A 26,917-nucleotide genomic window follows, 5' to 3' on the forward strand; every position below is an offset into this window, starting at 1 on the left:
CTGAATGGCAAGGCTTTCACTTGCATCTGACCGAGAGTTCAGCCTTTAATGACAGTAATCTGCTGTCGGGCTGGCTTAGTTATTTACGGACTGACTACCGTGATTCACTAATCAACGAATCGCACTCCAATCCTTCACGACTGCCACTGTGCAGTTGCGTCATGCGGCTTTGCCCAACGGAATCTAAACGAGCATAAACTTTTTGAGCTTTAGCGTTAGCGAAGCTCGCCGAAGGCATCGCTTCTTCATCGACATACTTAATTAAATCATTGGCAGCATCCCAAGCTTCGCTCTCGGTTTCCCGGACAATGATATGTAAACGAATCCCAAAACGTAAAGTTCTACCTTGTTCGGCAGCTAGCTCCCGAACTGCGTTAATCTTCTCAGCTACTTGCTGCGGTGGTTCTCCCCAAGTCAGATATACATCAATTTTGAAAGGAAGTCAGCGTGAACACCAAACAGACAATCTGGTATTGCGCCGAGCCAAATCTTCCCAGTCCCCAGTTCAATGCATAAGCACAAAGTTTTGTAACAATTGTGGCTAGTTTGTGTAAAAGTTGCGATCAATCCATGAGATATATATGAATTTGCAACTTGGTGCGTTCTGATTCGAGGTCTTTTATGACTAATGACTGGAGAAAACAACTAGATGCACAACTTAAAGAATTAGCGATCGCAGCCCAACAATACACTCACCTAACCAAGGAAAAGCGGATAGCTTTAACACGGCTTATTAATGCTATTTGGCAGTCAGATAAGCTTGTTCGTCCTTATAAAGGTCAATTTCAACTAGTTTATGAAGATATCTATGATGAAGCAGTACAAAATTTATTTTTCTATCTTTGTCAAAATAACAATATTAATAAGTATGACCCAGAACGCGGCGAAGTGATAACTTGGGTAAATATGCTATTAACTAAACGTTTTTTCCCAGAGGCTATCCCCAAAGTTATTGGGAAAGAAAATGAAATAAATCTCGAAAGCTCTCACTGGGAAAATATACCTTCATCTCAACCTATGTCTTTATTTGAACAAGTAAGAGAATGTATAGAAACTGACCCAGAATTAATTTTTTGCAAAGAACACATCAAAGGCTATCCAGAGGCAAATTTTCAAGCTATAGCTCAAAGAAGATGTTCTGGCATTTCCTGGAAAGAGATTTCGGCAGAATGGGGTATTGGAATCACATCTCTCCATAGTTTTTACCAACGTTGTCTGAAAAAATTTGCTGACAAATTCCAAGAATATTTATATATTTGATTTTTCATCTCATTAGCTAGGCAAAAAATATGAACAACATTATAAATTTATTAACATTCTCAGCCCCGATACCTGTGGATGGAAGGCACCGAGCAGAAGAGTTACGCAGACAACAAGCCACGCAAGCAAAAGGTGAACAAGTTTATCTCAATACTTTGTCTGTATCTTTCGTAAATTATTATCTACGTTGCATGGGATTTGAGACAGACTTGAATAAAAGTGATAGTTGGAATGTCATACAACAGACACTTATGGATATTGCTGATTTGTCGCTAAAAAACTTGGGCTTATTAGAATGTCGCCCAGTGTTGTCAGATGCACAATTTGTTTATGTGCCACCAGAAGTACAGTCAAATCGAATTGGCTATGTAGCTGTGCAGATAAGCAAATCATTTAGAGAGGCGAAGTTGCTGGGATTTATCAAACAGGTAGAAACTGATTTATTACCCATTAACCAATTGCAACCTTTAGACAATCTATTGGAGTATTTAGAAGAACTTTCTCAAGTTAAGCTTGCTGAAGTAGCTGATAATTCGCTGAACTTAAATCAGAATTTAGTTCAATTAAAGCAATGGCTGGAGAATATTTTTGAAGCTGGTTGGCAAGAAATTGAAACCCTTCTTGATAATCAAAGAGCTAATCCAGATTGGAGTCTAAGAGGTGCTAATGATTCTTTTGTTAGTAGGGGTAAGCTGATTGATTTAGGAACAACAGGAATAATTCAATCTGTAATTCTAGTCGTTGGCTTCATTCAAGAGAAGGAGCAGGAAATAGACATTATCGTAGAAGTACATCCTACATGGGGAGAAAATTATCTGCCACCCAATCTCCAACTGATGGTGCTTGACTTTGAAGGAGTAGAGGAAGAATCTATTATGGAAGCACAAACTAGAAGCGGTAATAAAAAGATTCAATTGCAGTTTAGTGGCGATGTGGGAGAACGTTTTAGTATTAAATTGGTCTTGGGGAATATTAGCGTTATAGAAAGTTTTCTCATCTGAAGCGAAAAACAATAGGGGTGCTGCAAATGGGAAAGTTAGTTGTTCTGAAGCTAGATGGCGATTTGGAGTTAGGGGTGCGGGTGACGCTGGAGATTGGAGAAGATGGTAAGCGTCCCAGTATAGAAACGTCTGGTCATTTACCTCCCAATCTAGAAATAGCTAAAGTAATTGATGAGTGGCGGTCAACGTATTGTAGTCTAGGAAGTGGTCGCCTCAAAGCCAAAAAAATTATTTACGATGGTTCTATTACCCAACGGCGTGATGACTGTCAAAACAAAGTTTGTGAGTTGCGATCGCACTTAAATCACTGGCTAGAGTCAGAGTCATTTTGGCGGATTCGGGAAAAATGGCTGAAATACTTAACGCCCAACGAGGAAGTGCGAGTGCTGATTCGCACTGCTTCTATCCAGCTAGAGAAACTTCCTTGGCATCTATGGGATTTGCTCGATCGAGACTACACCAAAGCCGAAGTAGCTTTGAGCGTTCCAGAGTTAGAACAAGTAACTGGATTGCAGACATCTACCTACAGACACAAAATCAACATATTGGCGGTTTTGGGCGATAAAACTGGTATTGATGTGGATAAAGACTGCGAATTACTAAAAAAATTACCCAATGCTACCACAACCTTTTTGACACAGCCGCAACGCGATCAGATTAACGATCAACTGTGGAACCAACCTTGGAACATTTTATTTTTCGCTGGTCATAGTAAAAGCGAGGGTGAGACTGGTCGTATCTATATTAATGACAAAGATAGTTTAACAATTGCAGACCTGAAATATGCCCTGAGAAATGCCGTCACTAATGGGTTACAGTTGGCGATTTTCAACTCTTGTGATGGATTGGGATTAGCGCGAGAACTACAGGATTTACATATTCCCCAAATTATTGTCATGCGGGAACCTGTGCCCGATCTTGTGGCGCAAGCATTTTTAAAGCATTTTCTGGCAGCTTTTTCTTCAGGCGCATCTATATATATTGCAGTTCGCACTGCTAGAGAAAAACTGCAAGGATTAGAGGACAAATTTCCAGGGGCAACTTGGTTACCGATAATTTGTGAAAATCCTGCTGCCATACCGATGACTTGGCCAAAGCCCCGAATTAAATCTAACAGTGCCCTACTGATAAGGGGATTGCTAATGAGTGTGATGCTCACCATCAGCGTGCTGGGAGTTAGGCAAGTGGGAGGATTGCAAACATGGGAGTTACAAGCTTACGATCAATTGATGCGATCGCGTCCCCAAGAAAAGCAAGATCCGCGCCTGTTGATAGTCACTGTTACCGAAGAAGATTTTCAGTTACCAGAGCAAAAGGAAAGAAGAGGGTCGCTTTCTGACCTAGCACTAACCCAACTTTTGGAAAAACTTGCACACTTCCAACCCAAAGCCATTGGCTTGGATATTTATCATGATCAGCCATCACAACGCAACCAAGCTTCTTTAGCGACTAGGTTGAAAATAGATGACAGACTTTTTGCAATTTGCAAAGTTCAAGAACTCACAAAAGACCGTCTGGGAATTTCACCTCCTTTAGGGGTTCCGCTAGAACGCCAAGGATTTAGTGATATTATCCCAGACTCAGATCGCGTTCTGCGTCGTCATTTATTGGCAATGCAACCAGCAGATGTAACCTCCCCTTGTACGGCACGCTACGCCCTTAATGCTCAATTGGCATTCCACTACTTGGAGGCAAAAGGCATCTCTGCCCAATACACTGATGGAGATTTGCAGTTAGGCAACGTTATTTTTAAGCGGTTGCAGCCTCAGATGGGTGGCTATCAACAAGCGGATACAGGCGGCTACCAAATATTGCTCAATTACCGATCTTTCCAAAATTCTCCTGGAGAAATTGCTCCTAGAGTCACACTCACAGATGTTCTTAGGGGCAAAGTCAACGCTGAACAAGTCAAAGACCGAATTGTTCTCATTGGTACTACTGCCCAAAGCTTTCGTGATTATAGTCCTACCCCCTACATGACTGAGCAGGGTTTTTCCGAAGAAATACCAGGGGTGATTCTGCAAGCACAAATGGTAAGTCAGCTGGTGAGTGCGGTGATGGATGGGCGACCTTTGATATCTGTTTTGCCCGTTTGGGGGGAAGTTTTGTGGGTTTGGAGTTGGTCAGTGGTTGGAGGTGCAATCAGTATAGCCGGATCAGTGGCGATCGCACCAAGCGATCGCTCAAGACTATATTTAGTACTAGCAGGAGGAGGTGTACTTGGAGTCTTATATGTTTTTTGCTTAATTCTCTTTTACCAAGGGATTTGGGTTCCCCTAGTTCCGTCAGCTTTGGTTTTAGTGGCTACTGGCGGCACAGTGGCAATTTATCTATTTTTACAACAAAGCAGCGACAAGTGACTTTTACTACTTGAGGCATAAATAAAAATGAAGTTATCTGTACAAAAGATTCAAATTTTTCTCGCCGTTAGTTTAACATTCTTTAGCTCTATAGGTGTGCAAGCACAGCCTGCAAATTCCAATGGACAATTAAACCAATCATTGATTTTCGCAGCACCGCCCCCACCAAAAGACATTGGGGAACCAGGTAAGCGAGGAGAAGCAGGTAGTCGTGGCTGTGGTCAGGATATAAATAAGCCCCTGACTTCTTCTCAAAAGCGGCTTACAGCTTTAGTACCTGTTTATTCAAACTCAGAATTGGTGTTTGGAACCACGATCGCAGAGCGTCCTAATTTCTTGTTTTATGTTCCTTATACATCCGACTTTGCAGTTGGAGAGTTTGTGCTAGAAGATCAAGCAGAAGAGCAGACTATTTATAAAACTTCTTTGTCAGAGACACCTGGAGTAGTTAGCTTTCGTTTGCCCTCAAAAGCAGCACCTCTGGAGATAGGTAAGCGGTATCGTTGGTATTTCAACATTTACTGTAATAAAGATAAGGATAAGCAAATTATTGCTGATATTGAAGGATATATAAAACGGGAGCAACTGAACCCTACTTTGAAAACTCAATTGGAAAAAGCAACACCAAGCCAGCAAGTAAATCTTTATGCAGCTAATGGTATTTGGTATGAAGCGCTGAGTGCTGCTACTGAATTGCGTCGCACCAATTCGCAGGATACTTCTTGGACAGCGCTGTTGAAAGCTGTGGGTTTGAATGATTTTGCAACTGAACCAAAAGTAGAGTGCTGCAATCTTGAGAATTAGGGCGTTGCATAAATGTGGGATAGATTTTATAGAGTTTCCTTTGCACGGCAGTTATCCCACAACTATGCAACGCCAGAATTAGCAGTGTAGAGCGATCGCTTTTGGAGAAAAGTCAGCGATGCTCTTCACTGACTCAATGGTTAAGTTGATTAACTTGCAACCGCAACTGACTTTTTACGGTTAGAACGCTTGCGCTCTGATTTTTTCTTCAGTCCAACTGCTTGAGCTTGATCGCTGTCTGACCCATATTGCCCGCGCACAACTTCTTTCATAGCTAATACAGCATTATGAAATTCCCATTCTGCTAATCGCGCAGCATCAGCAGCAGCACGGTATAAAGTTAGTTTCTCGATTTCGGCTTGTTGAAAACTCAACATAGTTTGATAAGCTTGCTGTAAGTTTGCAGCAGAGGCATCAGCACGGGTTGTATTGTATGTGCTGATGGTTTGAAAACCGTGCAATGAAGTAATATCTTGACTAATTGATTGAGGAGGCAAACGGCGTGTTGTATCTTGGGTAGGCATATATGTATACCGTAATAAAGTATACATTTAATATGCCCATTACAACTCTAAAGCTAACAGGAGCTTTTTACAGCTATTTTCGGGTAAATGTACCACATCTTTTTTATCTCACGCAAAGGCACTCCAGACGCACAGAGAAATCAAGAGTGTGGTCTAAAGACATGAAAACTGCTGTAAATTATGTAAGCCCATGCAATAACATTGTTAGGCGATGCGATCGCATTGTAAATCGATGCAATGGCATTATCAGGCGATGTGATCGAATTGTCAGTTGATGCGATCGCATTGTAAGTCAATACAATAGCATTGTCAGTTGATGCGATCGCATTGTCAGCCAATACAATCGAATTGTCAGGCGATGCGATCAAATTGTCAGTTGATACAATGGCATTGTAAGGTGATGCGATCGCATTGCGTTCTATTGAAGTCTCTAATATTAACTTGCTTTGCAAGATGCAGGCTTTAACCAAGCACTATGGGGCGTAGTGGTGGGAAGATTTGCTGTCAGAACGACTTCCCCTTTTTGGTTTAGCGCCAAACCAGTAGCTTCTATGATGGGTTCTGGTGCGGGGGTAGTTATTTTGCTGGGAAGAAAGGGGCGATCGGGGTTATTACCATTTGGATTAAGAGTAATCAAATCTACCTTCACCGCATCAGTGTTAAGAGTTTCACCTGGATTAGGTGGCAAGCCGCCGCGTCCAGTGATTGTAAAATTGCTTTTAGCTAAATTTCCACCAGCTTGACAAGTCTGTGCTACTTCAGTGTCAGCTGCTATTGTTGGCAGGTTGACTAAGCCACTGTTCGGGTCAATATCCGGCGTGTTAAGTTCTACAGTACCGTTTACACCAAACTCAGAACTAGCGGTGATATCCGAAAGAGAAGTTGGGTTAGAGCGGGGTTGAATGCCATAGATACCAATGGCTCGAATATCTACTCTTCCACCACTGCCTCTGTAAGCATTAGCAGTGATGTCGCTATTTTCGCTTGGGACAGCAACAATGAAGCCCGACGGAGCATTAATAGTGATGTTGCCACCATTACCACCAGCTTTTTCTGTGCCTGCGGTGGTGGAAATTTGAGCGCCACGACGCAGAAGCAGTAAATCAGTTTGTAAGTTGATGTCGCCACCGTTACCCGATGCAGATTCGGCGTTGAGTGTGCCACTGTTGTCTAAGGTAACTCTAGGTGAGGTGACGATAATATCTCCAGCAGTACCTGTCGGACTTTGGGAGTTAACGAACAAGCCACTGTTAAAGTTAGAAGTGCTACCAGAAATGGTAAAAAAATCAGCAGCATTGACTTTGATTGTGCCTGCATTCCCTTGTCCAAAGGTTTCGGCAGAAAGTTGAGCGCCATCTCGTAACGAGAAGGAACCAGAATTGATAGTAATGTTACCCCCATTGCCAACTGTCCCCGTTTCCACCCGGCTGGAAATCACACTAACCAAATCATTTTTCTCTCCAGCAATATCAATAGCGCCAGTGACTTTAATATTGACATTCCCTGCATCCCCTTGTCCTGCTGGCTGGGTATTATATGCTTCACGAGTAATGGTTGCGAGTTGAGCGCCATCAATTAATGACAGTGTTGCAGCATTGATGTCGATATTGCCTCCTTTACCTACACCCCCTGCTTCCACCGTGCTGAGGATGGCAGCATTATCTGCAAGGAAAACAGCATCTCGTGCTCGCACTGTCACATTCCCCGCATTCCCTTGTCCCAAGGTATCGGCAGTCAGTTGAGCGCCATCACTTAGAGAGAAAGAACCAGAATCGATAGTAATATTACCCCCATTGCCAACTGTCCCCGTTTCTACCCTGCTGAGAATCGCACTAAAAATACCGTTTTTCTCTCCAGCAATATCAACAATGCCAGTAACATCAACATTGACATTCCCCGCATCCCCTCGTCCTGCTGGCTGGGTAGCAGATGCACCACTAGTAGCGGTTTGCAGTTGAGCGCCATCAATTAGTGATAGGGTTGCAGCATTGATGTCGATATTACCTCCCTTACCTACACCCCCTGATGACACCGTGCTGAAGATGTAACTATCTGCAAGAGAAACACCATCAAGTGCTCGCACTGTCACATTCCCTGCATTCCCTTGTCCAAGGGTTGAGGCTAGAAGTGTAGCGTCGTCTCGTAACGAGAATGAACCAGAATCGATAGTAATATTACCCCCATTGCCAACTGTTCCCCTATTCACCTGACTGAAAATCCCACTCTTCAAACCGTTTTTCTCTCCAGCAATATTAACTTTCCCACTAACATTAACATTGACATTCCCCGCATTTCCAAGTCCCGAAGTTGAGGCTTCAAGTTGAGCGCCATCACTTAGAGAGAAAGAACCAGAATCGATAGTAATGTTACCTCCATTGCCGACTGTTTCAGTTTCTACATTGCTCAAAATCGCACTAACAAAACCATTTTTCTCCCCAGAAATCTCAACAGCACCAGTAACATTAACATTGACATTCCCCGCATCCCCTCGTCCTGCTGGCTGGGTATCAGATGCAGCACTAGTAGCGGTTTGCAGTTGAGCGCCATCAATTAGTGATAATGTTGCAGCATTGATATCGATATTGCCTCCTTTACCTACACCCCCTGCTTCCACTTTACTGAGGATGCCAGCATTATCTGCAAGAGAAACAGCATCTTTTACTCGCACTGTCACATTCCCTGCATTCCCAAGTCCTGAAGTTGAGGCAGAAAGTTGAGCACCATCTTTTAACGAGAAGGAACTAGAATCTATAGTAATGTTACCCCCATTGCCAACTGTCCCCGTTTCCACAAAGCTGCCAATTCCACTGATAAAACCGTTTTTTTCCCCAGCAATATTAACTGACCCAGTAACATTAACATTGACATTCCCCGCATCGCCCCTTCCTGCTGGCTGGGTAGTAGATGCTTCACGAGTAACAGTTAGCAGTTGAGCGCCATCAATTAGTGATAGTGTTGCAGCATTGATGTTGATATTACCTCCCTTACCGATACCTCCTGCTTCTACCGTACTGAGGATGTCAGCATGTGCTAGAGAAACAGCATCTTTTACTCGCACTGTCACATTTCCTGCATTTCCTTGTCCCGAAGTTGAGGCAGCAAGTTGAGCGCGATCGCGTAACGAGAATGAACCAGAATCGATAGTAATATTACCCCCATTGCCAACTGTCCCAGTTTCCACTCTGCTGAAAATCCCGCTGGCAAAACTGTTTTTCTCTCCAGCAATATCAATAGCACCAGTAACATTAACATTGACATTCCCCGCATCCCCCCGTCCTGCTGGCTGGGTATCAGATGCTTCACTAGTATTGGTTAGCACTTGAGCGCCATCAATTAGTGATAATGTTGCAGCATTGATGTCGATATTGCCACCCTTACCTACACCCCCTGATTCCACCGTGCTGAAGATGGAAGAATTATCTGCAAGGGAAACAACATCAAGTGCACTCACTGTCACATTCCCTGCATTCCCTTGTCCCAATGTTGAGGCAGCAACTTGAGCGCGATCACGTAAAGAGAAAGAACCAGAATTAATAGTAATGTTACCCCCATTGCCAATTGTCCCAGTTTCTACATTGCTCAAAATCGCACTAACAAAACCATTTTTCTCCCCAGAAATCTTAACAGCACCAGTAACATTAACATTGACATTCCCCGCATCCCCCCGTCCTGCTGGCTGGGTAGCAGATGCTTTACGAGTAGCAGTTTGCAGTTGAGCGCTATCAATTAGTGATAGTGTTGCAGCATTGATGTCGATATTGCCACCTTTACCCACGCCTCCGGCTTCGACCGTGCTGAGGATGTTAGCATCTGCAAGAGAAACAGCATCTCGTGCCCGTACCGTCACATTCCCTGCATTCCCTCGTCCAGAAGTTAAGGCTTCAAGTTGAGCGCGATCGCGTAAAGAGAAAGAACCGGAATCGATAGTAATGTTACCCGCATTGCCAACTGTCCCCGTTTCCACATTGCTCAAAATCGCACTAACAAAACCATTTTTCTCCCCAGCAATATCAACAATACCTGTAACATTAATATTGACATTCCCTGCATCCCCCTGTCCTGCTGGCTGGGTAGCAGATGCACCACCAGTAACAGTTTGCAGTTGAGCGCTATCGATTAGTGATAGTGTTGCAGCATTGATGTCGATATTGCCTCCTTTACCTACACCTCCTGCTTCCACCATGCTGAAGATGTAACCATCTGCAAGAGAAACAGCATCTTGTGCCCGCACTGTCACATTCCCCGCATTCCCTTGTCCACGGGTTGAGGCTTCAAGTTGAGCGCGATCGCGTAATGAGAAGGAACCAGAATCGATAGTAATGTTACCCCCATTGCCAATTGTCCCCGTTTGCACCGTACTGAAAATTGCACTAACAGAACCATTTTTTTCCCCAGAAATCTCAACAGCACCAGTAACATTAACATTGACATTCCCTGCATCCCCCCGTCCTGCTGGCTGGGTATCAGATGCTTCACGAGTAAGGGTTAACAGTTGAGCGCCATCAGTAAGTGACAGCGTTGCAGCATTGATATCAATATTACCTCCCTTACCGACACCCCCTGCTGACACCGTGCTGAGGATATCACCGCTTGCAAGGTCAACAGCATTTCGTGCCTGCACTGCCACAGCCCCCGCATTCCCTTGTCCATAAGTTGAAGCAGTAAGTAGAGCGTCATCTTGTAACGAGAAAGAATCAGAATCGATAGTAATGTTACCCCCATTACCTTTTGACCCCAAACCCACAAGATTGACAACTCCGCTCCCAGCAACTTTAATTTCCCCGGTAGCATTCAGCGTAATATCTTCTGCAACAGTTTCAGGTGTCCCCAAACCTCGCCCAATACCACCGCTTAAAATACTTCCTCCTAAAATCTCTAGATTCCTGGCGTTGACTGCAATATTACCGCCACCAGTGCCTTCTACATATATCGCAGCTTGATTGGTAAGGGATACCGAAGCTCGCGCAACATTATTAGGAAATCTCAAGCTGAGATTATCGCCATCTACACCCAGCGCTACAGTACCAGGTTCGCCCAACCCTCCTAACTCAACTCGTCCACCATTAGCATTTAATCGTCCCCCATCCATGCTGACATTACCACCTACCAGCAGCAAACTTTTACCATCTGGTACTCGTAAACCAAAAGCATCAAAGCCTGCTGGATCTTTTCCTGCAAATGCAACTGAGCTATTTTGAATTCCAGCATTTTGATTAATCTGATTAAACAGCAATGCTGAGGGATTAATAGTCAATAACGGTGAAGGAATATTTTTATCAGTAGCGCTAAAAAATCCTCGATTTCCAAATTGCAGTGCATTCGCTGTAGTTCCAACAAAAGAACCACCAATATTTAACGAAGCATTCTGTCCAAAAATAATGCCATTCGGATTTATTAGAAACAGGTTAGCTGTGCCATTAGCACGAATTATCCCATCAATAGTAGAAGCTGACCCACCCGTTACCCGACTGATAATATTCTGAATATCCGCAGCATTATTAAACAAAGCAGCGCCGTTAGTCAGGACAGAAAATTCCCGAAAGCTGTGGAACAAATTGCCACCTGCTTGGGTTCCTCCTTCAATGATGCTGTTGTTCCCTTCTAATTTGATACTAGAGTTATTAGGCAAAGTGCCATCCGGGATAATGTCGGCAAAAGCGCAATTTGTACTCCAAATGCTTGAACCACATATTGCAATTCCTAAAAACCAGCCCCAACCAATACTTATTTTGGACATTGTACCCCTCTTAGCAAACAGCAGTTGCTAAACTTTTGGTTATGTCACACCACTAATGTGTGTTTACGGTGGTTGCAGTCACCTCTAGATAATTCTCAGTTGCGATCGCGTTAGTTTTACGCAAAACTTGCTAATTTCTTTACATAAATTTATACAATGCCATTGTCAGCCGATACAATCGAATTGTTAGTCAAAACAATGGCATTGTCAGTCGATACAATCGCATTGTTAGCCGATGCAATGGCATTGTCAGCCGATACAATCGCATTGTTAGCCGATGTAATGGCATTGTAGGTTGATGCGATCGCATTGTCAGTCGATATCAATGAAACGCTTACGTTGTCTACCTGTTTGACTTTTGACTTTTGACTTTTGACTTCCGCCCTGCTGTACTAGCGTGAATCCCACCACTTGAAGTGGTGATGGCTCAAAGCCAATTACCTAAAAGAACATAGGGGGCCCAAAACCTGGGACGTTTGTATTTGGGATTTTGCAAAAGAGCTAGCTGGGCGCGACGGAGTACTTCAGCTTTAGTCAGGTTTTTGTTAGCTAACTCTTGGTAAAATTGACTCATCAACACAGCAGTAGACTCATCATCCAAGTTCCACAAAGAAGCGATCGTACTGCGTGCCCCTGCCTGAAAAGCGACACCAGCAATTCCTAGTGCAGCTTGTTCATCCCCGGCAGCTGTTTGACAAGCACTAAGAATGAGCAATTCAATCGCTTCGGGTCTATTTTGCTCTAGCGTTCGCACTAACTCATTTAACTTTTTGACATAAATACGCTCATTCCAAGCGACAATAAATGTCTCCTCAGCCTTGGAGCTAAACTGACCATGAGTTGCAAGATGAACGATAGGGAAAGATAAAGAATTAATCCGGTTTTGCAAAGTTTTGCTGGTAAATTCTTGATTCAGAAGGATGCTGCTAGGGACTTGAGAGCGGATTTGTTCTAATTCAAGTTTGACGTTGGGTAGTGCAGAAAATCCCGAACTTGCTTCACTCAATCCTGCGGCTATTGCCTTGAATTCTTTCTCTGATGTTTTGGGTTCAATCAGTTGCAGACTGGGGGTGAGTGCAATGTTAAACTTCTCAACTAAATACTGTTTGCCATCGTAGAGAGCTGCCATCGGAATATTTCGCAACCAACCATCCAGCACAAACACCAAAGTAGGAGTGTTACTTTCAGCTAAGGCAGCTTCAGCAGGCTGAATCAGCCATTTGTAAACCTTCTGGGATAAAGATTGAACCTGTCGCAGCGTGTGTGGTTTGGGTAAATTTTCCTGTAGTTGCGCTAAAGTACTTTCCACTTCTTTTTCAACTACAGCGGTACTGTAGTGCAACCAACGCTGTTGAGGCAGCTGGAGGATGACTTCTAATCGGTCTGGCAAAATAAATGGATAAATAATTGCTGCTTTTGGATCTTTTTTTGGATTAAGGATTTGAGCATTCAAACAGTTGTTGCGAAAGAAGTTTTCTAGTTCTGCTATTTGGAGTAACTCGATTGTATTGCTGGCTTTTTCGAGATTTTCTGAGCTAACTTGATTACCCGGAGATTGCAAAAGTAAATCAACCAACTCCCGATAAACTGGTTCAACTACTTCTCGAAAGGAAAATTTCACCGCAGAATTGACAGCAACTAAATCACTACGGAGGGCTTGGAGATTATTAACTGCTTCTGTGTAAGCTGCTACTGCTCCTTTTGTATCTCCCTTAGTTTTAAGCAAACGTCCTAGTTGCCATTGCCATTGATAACCAATGTCTTTAGCATCGATATCTTGAGCGATGAGCAAGGCTTGTTGGGTGAGGTTTTGGGCATCAGACCACTGTTGAGTTTGTTCGTACACTTGCCCTAAAACACCAAGAGCATAGGATTGTGTGCGTTTATCTTGCAAACTTTTTGCTTGCTCAATAGCAGTTGCCAGTAATTGGGCAATGTCCAACCATGAGGGAGTGTCTGCGGCGGTTTTTTTTCGGAATTGCATTAGACTTTGGGCAAAGTTAATGCGGGCAGAAATTGCTGTCCGACTAAGGGGTAAGTCTTTAAGCTGAGTTTTAATTTGAGAGGACAATGTTTGGAAAGCTGACATTTGATCAGTTTTCATTTGATCAGTTTTCAACAGTAGTCTGAGTTGATTGGCTTGAGCTTGGATGCGTGTAGTGGGTGAGGTTGCAGTTTTGATAGTTTGTTGATAAAATTTTATCGCTGTTTGCGTGTCTTGCTGGACACGGGCTGTATTACCCAGACTGAGGAGAATATCAGCGATCGCTTCCTGATCTTGCAACGATGAAGCTATTTCTAAACTTTGCTGCAATATCTGCCGAGATGTTTCTAAATCACCTGTAACTTGCACCACATTACCGAGACTATGCAAAGCTGCAACTTTAACAGGTGAGTTGGGTTGACTTTGGAGAATCTGGGTACTTTCTCTTAACGTCTTCTCGGCTTGCCGATAAAACCCTAAAGTTTGCAAAGCTTGCGCTTGGTTAATCTGATTTTGAATAGCCGCCCTCTTGTCGCCTATTTTGGTATAAATGTCAAGTGATACTTGCCAAGTATCTAGGGCATCTTCAGCTTTGCTTTGAGCCAATTGCAGACGACCTTTGATATCTAGGACTTGGGCTAGAATTTGCGATCGCTCTTTGGTGTCTGTATCTTGAGCAGTTTGTAATAAGTTGAGACTTTGAGCGATCGCAGTTTCTGCATCTGACCACCGTCCCAATTGCTGATAAGCTAATGAGAGATTACCCAGTGCGATCGCAAGCCTTAGTTCATCTCCATTAGCTTTGAATGCAGAGATACCGTGTTGCCAAGAAGTAGCAGCTTCAGCAAACCGTTCAGCTTCATAAAATTTACTGCCCTGTTCCAGCAAACTCTGGGCATAAGACGACTTTTGAAGACTTGAGTTTTCCGCAGTTACATGTGCGAAAGTAGGGGGCAACAACCCCGCGCCTAAGAACATAGCCAAAAGCAGCAGTACACTTAAAAAGCGTTTTATTTTCCGTAATCTAGATTTTTTTATTGTCATGTTTTTGCCCCCACTTGCACCGCGTTTTTACTAAACATAGACAGTGTAAGTTGCTCAACCTCCCTGGTGTTGATTAAATACACGGCAATCGGCTGTCCTCTGCCAAGAAGAATGAGGCGTGAGAGTGGGTGCACTAGTGAGAATTACATCACCATTAGCAGCAATTACCCAACCAGTAGCTTCTACTATGCGATCTGGTGTTGAGTTCATGGGATTTGTGGAAACTGCTGGAGTATTACCTACTTCTGGGTTGAGAGTCACCAAATCTACTTGCACTGCGTCAGCGCTGAGAGCTTCACCCGGATTAGGCGGTAAGCCACCGCGTCCAGTTATTGTAAAACTGCTCTTAGCTACAGCGCTACCTCCGGTACAGGTCTGTGCTACTTGGGTATCAACTGGTACGGTGGGTAAGTTAACTAAGCCAGTGTTGGGATCAATGTCGGGTGTGTTGATTTCTACAGAACCACTAAGTTCAGGATTTGCCCCAGTGGCGGTAATGTCACTTGTACGATCAGATGCCACATTTCGGAACTGTGTACCAAAGATACCTTGGGCTTTGATTCGCACATTGCCGCCACGGAAGTTAGTAGAATTGGCACTAATGTCACTATTTTCAAAAGCAATGAGGAAATCGGTGTCAATGTTGATGTTGCCGCCGATGGCATTTTTTCCAGTGGCGTTAGTGGTGATATTGCTTCCGCGACTTAACACTAGGTTTTGAGAGCGCAAAGAGATATTGCCCTTATTGCCCACTATAGTGGTAGCTCCGATGCGGCTTTGGTTGTCCAGCCGAACCGTATTGCGGGCGTTAATAATCAAATCGCCCGCGTTCCCCTGTCCGAAGCTGCTAACGATCAAGTTAGCGCCATTGGTTACAGAAAGCGACCCCGTCGTGATATTGACACTACCCCCATTACCTCCGGCATCCTTTTCTACCCGGCTCGAAGCACCACTGGATGTTCCGTTTGTACCCACTCCATCAAAAGAAACCAGATCACGGACGTTAATGTTTACATTACCTGCATTTTTCTGACCATAGGTGCTAGAACTTAGGCTAGCGCCATTGGTGACGGAGAGCGAACCTGCCGTGATATTGACATTGCCTCCCTGCCCTTGAGTATTAAACAATCGCACTTGGCCGTAAGCACCACTGGATATTCCGTTTGTACCCACTCCATCAAAAGAGACTTGATCGCGGGCGTTAATGATTACATCGCCTGCATCCCCTATTCCAAGGGTACCAGCACTTAGGTAAGCACCACCTGTTACCTCAAGCGACCCTGTCGAAATGTAAATATCACCCGCTTGCCCCACACCTTTTTCATCTAACTGGCTGTAGGCACCGCTGCCTAGGTAGGGGTAGAATCTACGATTTTTACCCACTCCATCAAAAGAGACTTTATTGCGGGCGTTAATGGTTACATTGCCTGCGTCCCCTATTCCAAGAGACCTGGCACTTAAGAAAGCACCACCTGTGACCTTAAGCGACCCTGTCGAGATGTAAATATCACCCCCCTGACCCCTGGCACCTGGTTCCACTTGAGTTTGAGCAACACTAGGCCAAAAATCGTCACTAAGAGGACCTGCCCCAATAAAGGAAACTGTATCACGGGCATCAATAGTCACGTTGCCCGCATTTCCTTGTCCTCCAGTATTAGCACTTAGGAAAGCGCCATCACTCACTAAGAGTGACCCTGACTTGATATAGATATCACCCGCTTGCCCTACGCCTTTGTCTCCTATCCTGGTAAAGGCTCCACTCGAACTATTATTGAGACTCTCCCCAATAAAGGAAACTGTATCACGGGCATCAATAGTCACGTTGCCCGCATTTCCTTGTCCTCTAGCACTCGTACTCGTAATCAACCGAGCACCATTGGTAACGAAAAGCAAGCCCGTCGTAATATTGACATTACCTCCCTGACCCTTGGCACCCGTGTACACTTGAGTGTAAACACCACTAGGCCAGAAACCGTCACTAGGAGGACCCGCCCCAACAAAGGAGACTGTATCGCCAGCATCAATAGTTACGTTGCCTGCGTCCCCTATTCCAAGCGTAGTAGTACTTAAGAAAGCGCCATCACTCACTGAAAGCGATCCTGTTTTAATATAAATATCACCTCCTTGTCCCACGCCTGTTTTTTCTACCCGGCTGTAGACACGGCTGGAAATATTATTGGGACTCTCCCCAACAAAAGAGACTGTATCACTGGCGTTAACGTTCACATTGCCTGCATTTCCTTGTCCTGTGGTACTCGTGTTAAATTCACCTCCATTGGTGACAGATAGTGAAACCGCCTTGACGTTAATGTTGCCTGCGTTGCCAATGGCGTTTGATTCTACCTGATTGTATGCACCACTACCTTCTCCATTAAAGGAGACATTACCAGTGCTATTAATCTCAATATCGCCTGCCTTAGTGTCACCTAAACCTAACCCCGACGTTATCCCAGCCTCCAGCTTACTTCCTTGCGTTAGATTCAAGTTCTGAGCATTGATAGCAATACTACCGCCACCAGAGGCGCGGACATTTACTTCAGCACGATTGCCGAGGTACACATTAGCTCGTGCCACAGTATCGGGAAAACTCAAACGCAGACCATTTCCATCAACAAAAAGCCCTACTGCTCCTGGTTCTGCCACACCTGCTATCTCTACGCGACCACCTTGAGCATTCAAACTACCGCCATCCAAACTTACATCGCCGCCCACAAGAGCCAAAGTTCTACCTGGCTGTACCTGTAAACCCACAAGTTCACCACTACTATTGGTCGCCCGGGATTGATTTTGGATGTCCGCCGCATTTCCTTCATATTGCAAACCTATTGGAACACTAACAGTCAGCAAGGGTGCGGTTTGAGGAGCAGTCGCACTGAACTGAGTCCCATCAGCAAAATTCAAGCTACTTGCCGTACTCCCCAAAAACGAACCTCCAATACGCAAACTGGCATTTTTTCCAAAAATAACCCCTGATGGATTAATTAGAAACAGATTAGCTGTGCCGTTAGCGCGGATTATCCCATCAATATTAGAAGCTGACCCACCCGTTACCCGACTGATGATATTTTGAATATTCGCAGCATTATTAAAGTAAGCCTCGCTACCAGTGGGGGCAGAAAACTCCTGAAAACTATGGAACAAGTTGCTTCCAGCTTCGGTTCCCCCTTCAATGGTACTGATGTTGTCTTGTGTTGTAACCCTTGAATTATTGGGTAGAGTGCTATCGGGGGTAATTTGGGCAAAAGCGCAATTAAAAGATAAAGCCAATGTCTGCAATACAGCTTCGCCGATCACACTACCCATCACCAACCAACTTCCCAATGCGAATTTCCAGCACCAATGCTGCCTATATCGCTTTATTCTAGACATTGCAACCCTTAAATAACTAGCAAGTAAACTACACCCTCTTATAAGGATAGATAGAAAACCCACGGTAGGATTGCGAGAAATAGTTACGAATAGTTACGCTGCGATGCCTGCGGCGGGCTACGCCAACGCACTACAAGTCTGCGATTAATCTTGCCTTCCTCAGAAAGAATTGCATCACAGTCTCTTCTAAATATCGCCAACAATAAAAGTTGGTTCGCAGAAATTTTCCGCGAACCAGCCCCCCTTTTCCACATCCCGTGAAAAGTCAGGGTTTTGATATCTATCGCACTTGGAAAGTATGTAACCTACCTTTCCCATTAATTTTGTGAAGTAATTTTACAAAAACTAATGCCTTGTGTAAAACACAGACATAACTTTCCGAGTAATAGCTAGCAACTCAAAATAATAAGTTTTGTGGAAGTATGGTTTCTAACAATGGTATTTTAGAACAACAAAATTTTCAAGTCACACTCCCGCATATCTGGGAGCATGATATAAGCGATGTCTACGACGAGCTTCGCTTACGTCAGCAGAGTTTCTTAGCCTTACAGACAAAAAATACAGCGTTAGAGTCAAAAGTGCAAGAACTATTGGCTGAATTAAATGCTGCTAAAGAGGAATTATGTCGTGAGAAAGCTTCATATCAGCAGACACAGATAGAACTAGAAAAGTCTCTTTCTTTGCTCCAGGCAACTTTTGATTCCACTGCTGACAGTATTATTGCTATCAGTTGTAAGGGAGATATTCTTACCTGTAACCAAAAATTTTTCCAAATGTGGCAGATTCCAGATTCGATGATGATGTCACAAAACCCTAACCAGTATGTAACTTTCTATAAAGACCAACTTAAAAATCCAGAAATTTTTTGCGGACGCATTCAAGAACTAGATGGTCAATTGGATTTTCGAGACTACGATATCCTGGAATTCAAGGATGGAAGGTTTTTCGAGCAATACTGTCAAACTCTGCGGTTAGGCGAACAAACTATTGGCACAGTATGGAGCTTTCGAGAGATTACTAAACAGAGACAAACAGAAGAAGAAATTCGCTTTGCTTTAAAACAAGAAAAACAGCTTGCTGAAGATAGAGCGCACTTTGTTTCTATGGCCTCTCATGAATTCCGTGCGCCTCTAAACATTATCTCGTTTGCCACTAGCCTACTGAAACGTTATTATCATTGTTGGGCTGAAGAGAAGAAACTACAGTATTTGCAGCAGCTTGAAACAGCAGTGGAACAACTAAGCCATTTAATGGATGAATTTCTCACGCTGGATAGAGCAGAAGTAGGAAAGCTAAAGTTTGAGCCAGAAGCACTTAATCTTGCTCAATTCTGCCGTGACATAGTGACAGAACTAAATTTTAAAAGCCATGACCATTCAATCAACTTTGTTAGCCAAGGTGATTGTCAATCAGTTTTTCTAGATAAAAAATTGCTACAACCTATTCTCACGAACTTGCTATCGAATGCAATCAAATATTCTCCAGTTGGCACAACAGTTAATGTCATAATTTCATGTCAAGAGAAAATTATTTTTCAAATTAAGGATAGAGGAATTGGCATTTCACCGACAGACCAACAACGGCTGTTTGAACCATTTTATCGGGGTGAAAATACTGGCGATATACCAGGCAATGGGTTGGGATTAGCACTTGTTAAAAAGCTTGTAAACTTGCATCATGGTCAAATTACCGTAACGAGTGAAGTCGGGGTGGGTACAACGTTTACAATCACCTTGCCATTTTGTCAACCAGTGAAAGCCCAAGCCTATCACTACATTAGATCAGCACTAAGAGAAAGCCAAAACGTGATTGTCATAGAATTTGCATCTCGTGTAAAAAAGTTCAATTAACTGAATTTCAGGTTTTATAACAATCTCTGCAAGAGAGTTTTTATCCAGCAACTCAATAGTTGAAAAGACAATGAAAAAAATTTTAGTCATCGAAGATGAGGCAGTAAGCCGAGAAATGTTTCTAGACAGTTTAGAGGCAGAAGGGTTCAATGCGATTGGTGCAGAAAACGGTCTTGTGGGCATTCAGCAGGCACAAGAACACTTGCCAGACCTAGTAATTTGCAACATTTTCATGCCAGAACTTGATGGTTATGGTGTCCTCACCACGTTGCGCCAAAACTCTGTAACAGCAACAATACCCCTCATTTTTCTCAGTGCTAAGGCTACTAAAACTGAGATTCGTCAAGGTATGAATCTGGGAGCTGATGACTATCTTACCAAGCCCTTTACTGTAGAGGAATTATTAGAGGCGATCACTGCTCAGATAAAAAAACGAGCAGCCCAAAAGCAGTTGTATATTGCTGAGTTTCAGGAAATTCCTAAGCCAAAGAGTAGTCAGACTAAAAAACCAGTAAACCCCCTAACTCTGTTGCCTTCTGATCCTGATTTTCGTGAGGTCTTTGAGTTCATCGAAGCAAATTACCATCAACCGATAGGTTTAACTGACGTAGCCCAAGCAGTTGGTTATTCAGCAGCTTACTTAACTGACCTAGTGCGACGGCAAACTGGAGAAACAGTGCATCAATGGATTGCCAAACGCCGCATGGCAGCAGCGTGTTCCTTGCTCCTAGAAACTAACCAATCAATTGAGCAAATTGCTGAGACAGTAGGCTATCGCTATGCGGGATGTTTCTTTCGCCAGTTTCGCATCAGCTTTGGAACGACTCCTCAAGTTTGGCGAAAAATGCAACGCATTCAATCGAGCGCCAAATAGAATTGATCACTAGTTATAGGAATGCGATTTGACTCGGAAAACTTATTTACTAGTTCGTAACTTACGTTATAAAAAGTCCACAAAAGTGGGCTTTTGAAGCTATGTAAATATCTGTTTCTCGCAGGCTAGGGCGGCTTTTAGACTTTGGGCAACTGCGTAAAACTTGAGTGAACTAAGGTAAGTCTCTCACTGGGGTTAGCTATGGTCTTAGACCTCTGTTGATTGCGTTTCAAAGACAAACCTGCAATCAGCACACCAACACATATCACAGCTAGATTTGTCGCAGGTTCAGGAATTGGTTTAGGCTTTACACCTAGCGCTGCGATCGCTTTATCTGCCTGAATTAAGCCAAAACCTAGTCTGGAGTCAAAACCAGATACAGGGCTATCAGCTGTATTTCTCAGCGCGTTATATATCTCAGTGGGTGTTGCGCTTAAATCTGCTTGCAATAACAGCGCTGCTACTGCTGCTGTGTACGGTGCCGATGCAGAAGTCCCGAAGAAGTCGAAGAAGCCGGGGTTGGCAATACGAGGAGCATCTTTACCGCCCAAGCCGAAGGAAATCGGCAGCCCGTCTGGAGCCACAACATCAGGCTTGAGGAAATCAAGGTTGCCTTCCCGAGAAAATGGTTCCAGTTGCCCCTGCTCTAAAACAACATCGAACGTTTTGTTTGAGTAGGATTCCGCATTTCCGTAGTATACTGCTCCAACGGTCAGCGCATTTGGATTATTCGAGTGTCCGTAGATTGGGATATCAATACCATTACCAGCGGAAGTAAAGTATGAAACCCCCTGATTGACTACCGTGTTAATTGCCTGGTTGATTAGTCCTTCTGGAGGCTCCAAATCTAATTGGTTTAAAGGTGCATCAGGAATATCCGGGGGATAGACATAATGGACATCATCGACAATAATATCTGCCCCGGCCGCTGCTAAAGCCTGAATGCCTTGACCTAAATTATCTGCACCGCGCCCATCCGTGTGGAACGCTAACTTAGCCCCTGGAGCGATAGCATGGATGAGCTGCGATAGAGCGCGACCCTCATCTGTGGTGTCAGCTTCACTGTAATCCTTTAGCACCTTAACGCCAGAGGGTAAGTAGCCATCAGCGATGTTGGTTGCGTAGGTATCTCGATTACCAGAAATATCGAAGGTTTCTGCTGTGGCAAAGCTATCGGATATAATGCCGATAGTGATTCCGCTGCCGTCTAAGTTGTAGCGATCGCGCAAAACATCAACCCCTGTAGCTTTAGCTGCCGCTTCAATTGGCAGAGAGAAGGTAGCCGCTTGTACCTCGGCAACGAAGCTTCCTAGTGTGGCAACTATGGCAATCGCTCCCGACGTAATCAACTTTTGGGTAAAACCGTTGGCTAATTGTTGGTAAGAACTTTCTTGTTCACATGTTGGTAAATTTTTTTGATCCAAATTATTGGAGTATACTTTCATCCAACACTTTGTATTCTGATCCACCTCTGTTTACTCCTGACTATATCAATTACAAATCGCTACATAATATTGAGCCATAAACCAAGTTGTAAATGTGATTTATTCAGAAATCAAATCAGAAGAATGTAAGATAAATCGGCTGAAAAGCTAAATTTTAACTAGAGGAGGAAGTGTAAATTCAGCAAGTCCAAAATCTTAACTATTAATCTTCCTTCAACCCAATATCTAAATCTTTAAGAAAGTAAATCCAGTGATTATAGCAGAATTCTCTGTTAAAGCTCACTGGATTCGAACAGTTTGGAATTCCAAATATTGACTGGCGTACCAAGCTTACGCTTACACTAACTTGTTGCCGCTTGCCCAACAGTCCCAGGTGAATTTTTTAATCTTACCGCTACAATCCCAGGTGAATTTCTTAATTTTACCACCTGCCACTGCCTCTAGAGATTCCTCAGATAATTCCCCTTCAGTTGCAATAGTTGAAGCAGGAGTATTTGGAAGTACAATGTAAACCTTATTTTCAGTTTCCTGGATGAGTTCAATTTCAAGGTTTGTTGGAATTTCTACTCCAGCCTCTCTCGCATAAACTGCTTTAGGATTGTTGAGCAATTCTTGCCTAAAAGTTTCATCTTCCCAAGCACGCTGAATGAGCTTTTGCTCAAACTCAAATCTGGTATTCATTGCCTGAGAGATCACTTTTTTCAGTTCTTCGTGCATTTTCTTTTCTCCTTACTATTTTTCGTCAACCTGAGATTGACACTAACTATAATATAGATTCACTAACTAAACAGTCAATACGAATTTTTTAGGAGCTAAATATAAAAAATTAAGAGTTTTTTTAGAGAAATGCAAAATCTTTATCAAACTCTAGAAAATTGAAATAAATACAGCATTCCCGGCAGCTATAAAGTACATCCTAAAAGCTGAAGGCGATGGTAGGAGAGGGCAAGAAGAAAACTATATTGCATAATAGCCGGAAGCGCTGTAAACACCAATAAGTTCATTAACAGCGATCTAAAAATATACAATAGCGAATAAACTACCTTAGAGGTTATTTATAAAGTAAAAATAAAATTACTGTAGGGTGTGTTAGGCGCATATTGCATATTTGTTATGAAAAAGATGATATGAGCGCCTAACGCACCGCTTATAACATGGTGCGTTAGGCTAAAGTCGTAACACACCCTACTTAAGATTTAGTTTATAAATGGTCTCTTAGGGTGGGTATTGCAATGCTTACCTTACAAAGGAAGTGGCTTTATCATTTTTTGTATTTCATTATTAAACGTCAAGTAATACCTAAAAAAATCTGAGTCTTGCCGAAAGATTTTGGATTGTAATTTGGGGCTAATATACCCTAAACTACAAATCTAAGCGACAGGAGAGAAACATTCTGGTGTCAAATAAAACAGGATGCGAATAGATGAAAGTTTCACAGCAAGATTTACTCAAAATAACCGAGCAAGCTAGTACATTATCTGAAAGATTCTGCAAGTGCTTTGTTCCAGATCGGGCAATAATAAATGAAAAGCTGATTACCTCTCGTTTGGAAGTTTGGTGTCAGGTTGTGGCGCAAGGAAACCCAGAAAAATTTGCTAAACGCCTTACCTCAGAAGGTTTGGATTTTAGCACTGTTAATAATATTCTGGGTGATGTTCGTCTTGCTGAAATACAACAACTCCCCTTGTGGACAGAAACTTTACAGAAAGCTTTGCAAATGGACTGGGAAACAGCATATGCAAGTACATCTCGCTGTCTGGATGCTGAAAAGCCAATTCCTTTTGAAGAAGTTTATCTATCTTTTGTTCACATAGCACGGCAAAAACTAGTTGTACAAGTTGGTACAAGTTGGCAACTGCTATCGGAAACTGTTCATATCCATCTAGAACGGCAACTGTTAGTGCAGTTAGTATCTCTTTGCGCCCGGTCTCTAGAGTTGGAATTTTCACTATTTAGAGCGCTTAAGCAATCCGCTTTCACTCTCTTATGGGGACAAGGAAAAAATATAGGCTCTAATGAGCAGTATCAAAACTTTATCCAAGAGATGAAAACAGGTAAGCTCTTGTCATTCTTTCAGAAATACAACGTTTTAGCTCGGCTAGTAGCGACAGCATTGGATCTCTGGGTAGAGGAAAAAACGGAATTTCTCCAGCGATTAGCATTAGACTTACCTAGCATCCAGCAAACCTTTCAAGAAGATACAGGTCAGGTTGTTGCAATCGAGTTTAATCTTTCCGATTCTCACAATCAAGGACGCTCGGTGATGGCTCTCACCTTTGCTTCGGAATTAAAAGTAATATACAAACCCAGAGGCTTAGGCTTGGAAGCTGCATATTTTCAGTTACTAGCCTGGTGCGATCACCAAAACTTGCTGTTGCCGTTCAAAATAGTTAAAGTAATCGACTGTACTACTCATGGCTGGATGGAGTATGTAGAGCATTTGCCCTGTAAGGATGAAGCAGCAGCGCAGCGATACTACCAGCGCGCGGGGATGCTTCTGTGTCTACTCTACTTGCTACAAGGGAATGACTGCCATTGTGGAAATTTGATTGCCAGTGGAGAATACCCAACGCTGGTAGACCTAGAAACTCTTCTGCATCCCCATACCTCCGAGCTTGACCCCATAGATGAAATGGGGGCGCAATACTTGGCTAATCAACAAATTTTGGACTCCGTACTGCGAACTGGATTACTGCCAATCTGGGGATTTGAGTTAGATAAAGGAAAACCTTACGACATTAGTGGATTGGGGGGATTTAGTCAAGAAATCCCTGTTAAAAGTCAAAAGTGGCAGAATATCAACACTGACAGCATGACGCTGGAATATAACTCTGGTACAATGCCATCGGCAGGTAATGCACTTTGCCTTAATGATGTCACTCTGTTACCTAATGATTACGTTAGTGAAATCGTAGATGGTTTTCAGCAGATGTATCAGTTTTTGTTAGAGCAGCGAGAAGCTCTTTTGGCAATGGATAGTCCTTTGGTAGTTTTGGCTCATCAGAAAGTACGGTTTGTGTTTCGTGATACCCAAGTCTACAGCCATATTCTGAATACAACCCTGAACCCAAAATTTTTGCGGTATGGTATAGACCGCAGTATTCAGCTAGATGTTTTAAGTCGGGCATTTTTGGCATCTGATACAAAACCTTCTATCTGGCCACTGCTATCAGCAGAATTACAAGCTTTAGAGCAAATGGATATACCTTACTTTGTTGCTGACTCAAGCAGTGATGCTCTAAGAGTTAATGACTTAATTATTGAGGGATATTTTAAAGAACCCAGCTATGAGCGGATGATTTCTCGTTTAAGGCAGCTGAATGATGCAGATTTAGCCCAACAGATTGCAATTATTCGGGGTTCTTTTTACTCGTGGGTGGGTCGTGGCATGACCAGTGCAACACCTACTAATGGCGATTTTGATTGGAATACAAAGACTCCCTTGACACAAACACAGTTGGTACAAGAAGCAGTGGAAATTGCCAAAGAACTACAACAACGAGCAATTGAAGCTGCCGATCGCAGTGTTACCTGGATTGGTATGGGCTACTTGCCTAATGCAGGACGGATGCAACTTCAGCCACTGGGCGATGGCTTGTACGACGGTGTTTGTGGTGTGGCTTTATTTTTAGCAGCCTTAGCAAAAATTACTGGTGACGCAGGATTTCAAGATTTAACACTCAGTGCCTTGCAAGACCTGAGAAAATCTTTGCAGAATATAGACGCAAACTCTCAGCGTAAATTTACCAAGCAAATCGGTATCGGTGGAGCCACTGGATTAGGGTCTATTGTCTACAGCTTAGTAAGGGTTAGCCAATTTCTGGATCAGCCGGAGCTTTTGGATATTGCTAGCCTTGCAGCATCGTTAATCACTGAGGAAAGCATTGCAAGCGATCGCTCTTTTGACACAATATCGGGCTCTGCTGGGGCAATATTAGGATTACTAAGTTTGTACCAAGTTTCATCAGATTCAGCTATTTTAGATCGAGCCACTGCTTTAGGCTATCACTTACTGGTTAGCCGCACTAAAAGCGATTCTGGATTTAGAGCTTGGGCAACTTTAGAAGGCAAGCTAGTCACGGGATTTTCTCATGGTGCGGCGGGTATTGCCTACGCCTTAGTGCGATTGTACAAAACCACGCAAGATCCAAATTTTCTCGAAGCAGCAGAAGAAGCGATCGCCTATGAACGCAGTGTATTTTCCCCCAATGCTGGAAATTGGCAAGACGTGAGAGCAGAAAAACCTTCTTTTATGACCAGTTGGTGTCATGGTGCGCCTGGCATTGGTTTAGGTCGTTTGGGCAGTCTAGAAATTCTTGATACTCCAGAAATCCGGCAAGAGATTGCAGTCGCATTAAACACGACTCAACAGTTTGGTTTACAAAACCTTGACCATCTCTGCTGTGGTAACTTTGGCAGGATGGAAGTGCTACTAATAGGAGCCATGAAACTGTCGAATTCAGAACTACTAGAAACTGTCCAAAAACAAGCGGCAACAGTTTTAGCAAGGGCAAAGCAAGTCGGTGCTTTTTATTTATTTCCCGAACTTTCCGCAGATGTTTACAACCCTGGTTTCTTTCAAGGTACCGCCGGAATTGGTTATCAGGTACTGAGGTTAGCGTATCCAGAATTACTTCCTTCTGTGTTGCTGTGGGAGTGAACTTA

Annotated in this window: 15 protein-coding genes and 2 pseudogenes; 9 read left to right on the plus strand and 8 right to left on the minus strand. The window is 43.3% G+C overall.

Annotation, left to right across the window (positions count from 1 at the left end; all coding sequences use genetic code 11):
- Window positions 1–197 (plus strand): annotated as a pseudogene (locus LC608_RS28200) (hypothetical protein); the annotation flags it as partial.
- Here LC608_RS28200 and LC608_RS28205 read toward each other — a convergent pair.
- Window positions 125–430, minus strand: a pseudogene (locus LC608_RS28205) (LLM class flavin-dependent oxidoreductase); the annotation flags it as partial. The pseudogenes LC608_RS28200 and LC608_RS28205 sit on opposite strands and share 73 nt — an antisense overlap.
- Window positions 431–621: 191 nt before the next feature.
- Here LC608_RS28205 and LC608_RS28210 point away from each other — a divergent pair.
- The 4 genes from LC608_RS28210 to LC608_RS28225 are packed head-to-tail and all read left to right on the plus strand — an operon-like array spanning window position 622 to window position 5,425.
- Window positions 622–1,260, plus strand: coding sequence for a sigma-70 family RNA polymerase sigma factor (locus tag LC608_RS28210; protein ID WP_229556734.1), 639 nt, complete (start codon window positions 622–624; stop codon window positions 1,258–1,260).
- A 29-nt stretch (window positions 1,261–1,289) separates the two neighbouring features.
- A complete protein-coding gene (locus LC608_RS28215; protein ID WP_229556735.1) occupies window positions 1,290–2,261 on the plus strand; it encodes a DUF1822 family protein in 972 nt (323 codons plus the stop codon).
- Between the two features lie 26 nt (window positions 2,262–2,287).
- Window positions 2,288–4,621, plus strand: a complete 2,334-nt coding sequence (locus LC608_RS28220) for a CHASE2 domain-containing protein (protein WP_229556736.1) — start codon at window positions 2,288–2,290, stop codon at window positions 4,619–4,621.
- 27 nt (window positions 4,622–4,648) lie between these two features.
- Window positions 4,649–5,425, plus strand: coding sequence for a DUF928 domain-containing protein (locus tag LC608_RS28225; protein ID WP_229556737.1), 777 nt, complete (start codon window positions 4,649–4,651; stop codon window positions 5,423–5,425).
- Window positions 5,426–5,574: 149 nt separating this feature from the next.
- Here LC608_RS28225 and LC608_RS28230 read toward each other — a convergent pair whose 3' ends face one another.
- The 3 genes from LC608_RS28230 to LC608_RS28240 form a co-directional block, all read right to left on the minus strand.
- Window positions 5,575–5,949: a hypothetical protein gene (locus LC608_RS28230; protein ID WP_229556738.1), complete on the minus strand. Its 375-nt coding sequence runs from the start codon at window positions 5,947–5,949 to the stop codon at window positions 5,575–5,577.
- A 140-nt stretch (window positions 5,950–6,089) separates the two neighbouring features.
- On the minus strand, window positions 6,090–6,401 hold the full coding sequence (locus tag LC608_RS28235; RefSeq protein ID WP_229556739.1) for a hypothetical protein: 312 nt from the start codon (window positions 6,399–6,401) through the stop codon (window positions 6,090–6,092).
- Window positions 6,386–11,686 carry a filamentous hemagglutinin N-terminal domain-containing protein gene (locus LC608_RS28240; RefSeq protein WP_229556740.1) on the minus strand — a complete coding sequence of 1,767 codons (5,301 nt, stop codon included), beginning with the start codon at window positions 11,684–11,686 and terminating at the stop codon, window positions 6,386–6,388. Before LC608_RS28240 ends, LC608_RS28235 begins: the two co-directional genes overlap by 16 nt.
- A gap of 156 nt (window positions 11,687–11,842) precedes the next feature.
- On the opposite strand from LC608_RS28240, the gene LC608_RS28245 reads away from it, so the two are divergent.
- The gene (locus LC608_RS28245) at window positions 11,843–11,980 is read left to right on the plus strand and encodes a hypothetical protein (protein ID WP_229556741.1); all 138 of its coding nucleotides are present in this window, start codon (window positions 11,843–11,845) and stop codon (window positions 11,978–11,980) included.
- Between the two features lie 133 nt (window positions 11,981–12,113).
- Here LC608_RS28245 and LC608_RS28250 read toward each other — a convergent pair whose 3' ends face one another.
- Window positions 12,114–14,714: a CHAT domain-containing protein gene (locus LC608_RS28250; RefSeq protein WP_229556742.1), complete on the minus strand. Its 2,601-nt coding sequence runs from the start codon at window positions 14,712–14,714 to the stop codon at window positions 12,114–12,116.
- Between the two features lie 54 nt (window positions 14,715–14,768).
- Window positions 14,769–18,083, minus strand: coding sequence for an S-layer family protein (locus LC608_RS28255; RefSeq protein ID WP_229556743.1), 3,315 nt, complete (start codon window positions 18,081–18,083; stop codon window positions 14,769–14,771).
- A 422-nt stretch (window positions 18,084–18,505) separates the two neighbouring features.
- Between LC608_RS28255 and LC608_RS28260 the strand changes: the two genes are divergently transcribed.
- Together LC608_RS28260 and LC608_RS28265 are read left to right on the plus strand one after the other, a co-directional pair.
- Window positions 18,506–19,933, plus strand: coding sequence for an ATP-binding protein (locus LC608_RS28260; RefSeq protein WP_229556744.1), 1,428 nt, complete (start codon window positions 18,506–18,508; stop codon window positions 19,931–19,933).
- 70 nt (window positions 19,934–20,003) lie between these two features.
- Complete coding sequence (locus LC608_RS28265; protein WP_229556745.1) at window positions 20,004–20,807, plus strand: response regulator; 804 nt, start codon at window positions 20,004–20,006, stop codon at window positions 20,805–20,807.
- Between the two features lie 137 nt (window positions 20,808–20,944).
- Here LC608_RS28265 and LC608_RS28270 read toward each other — a convergent pair whose 3' ends face one another.
- Both LC608_RS28270 and LC608_RS28275 read right to left on the minus strand, forming a co-directional pair.
- Window positions 20,945–22,276 carry a S8 family serine peptidase gene (locus LC608_RS28270; RefSeq protein WP_229556746.1) on the minus strand — a complete coding sequence of 444 codons (1,332 nt, stop codon included), beginning with the start codon at window positions 22,274–22,276 and terminating at the stop codon, window positions 20,945–20,947.
- 312 nt (window positions 22,277–22,588) lie between these two features.
- Complete coding sequence (locus LC608_RS28275) at window positions 22,589–22,969, minus strand: NHLP leader peptide family RiPP precursor (protein WP_229556747.1); 381 nt, start codon at window positions 22,967–22,969, stop codon at window positions 22,589–22,591.
- A gap of 706 nt (window positions 22,970–23,675) precedes the next feature.
- On the opposite strand from LC608_RS28275, the gene LC608_RS28280 reads away from it, so the two are divergent.
- Entirely contained in the window at window positions 23,676–26,912 is a 3,237-nt protein-coding gene (locus tag LC608_RS28280) for a type 2 lanthipeptide synthetase LanM family protein (protein WP_229556748.1), read from the plus strand.
- The last annotated feature ends 5 nt before the right edge of the window (window positions 26,913–26,917 follow it).

It is taken from the genome of Nostoc sp. XA010 (assembly GCF_020829625.1).
Taxonomy (GTDB): domain Bacteria; phylum Cyanobacteriota; class Cyanobacteriia; order Cyanobacteriales; family Nostocaceae; genus Nostoc.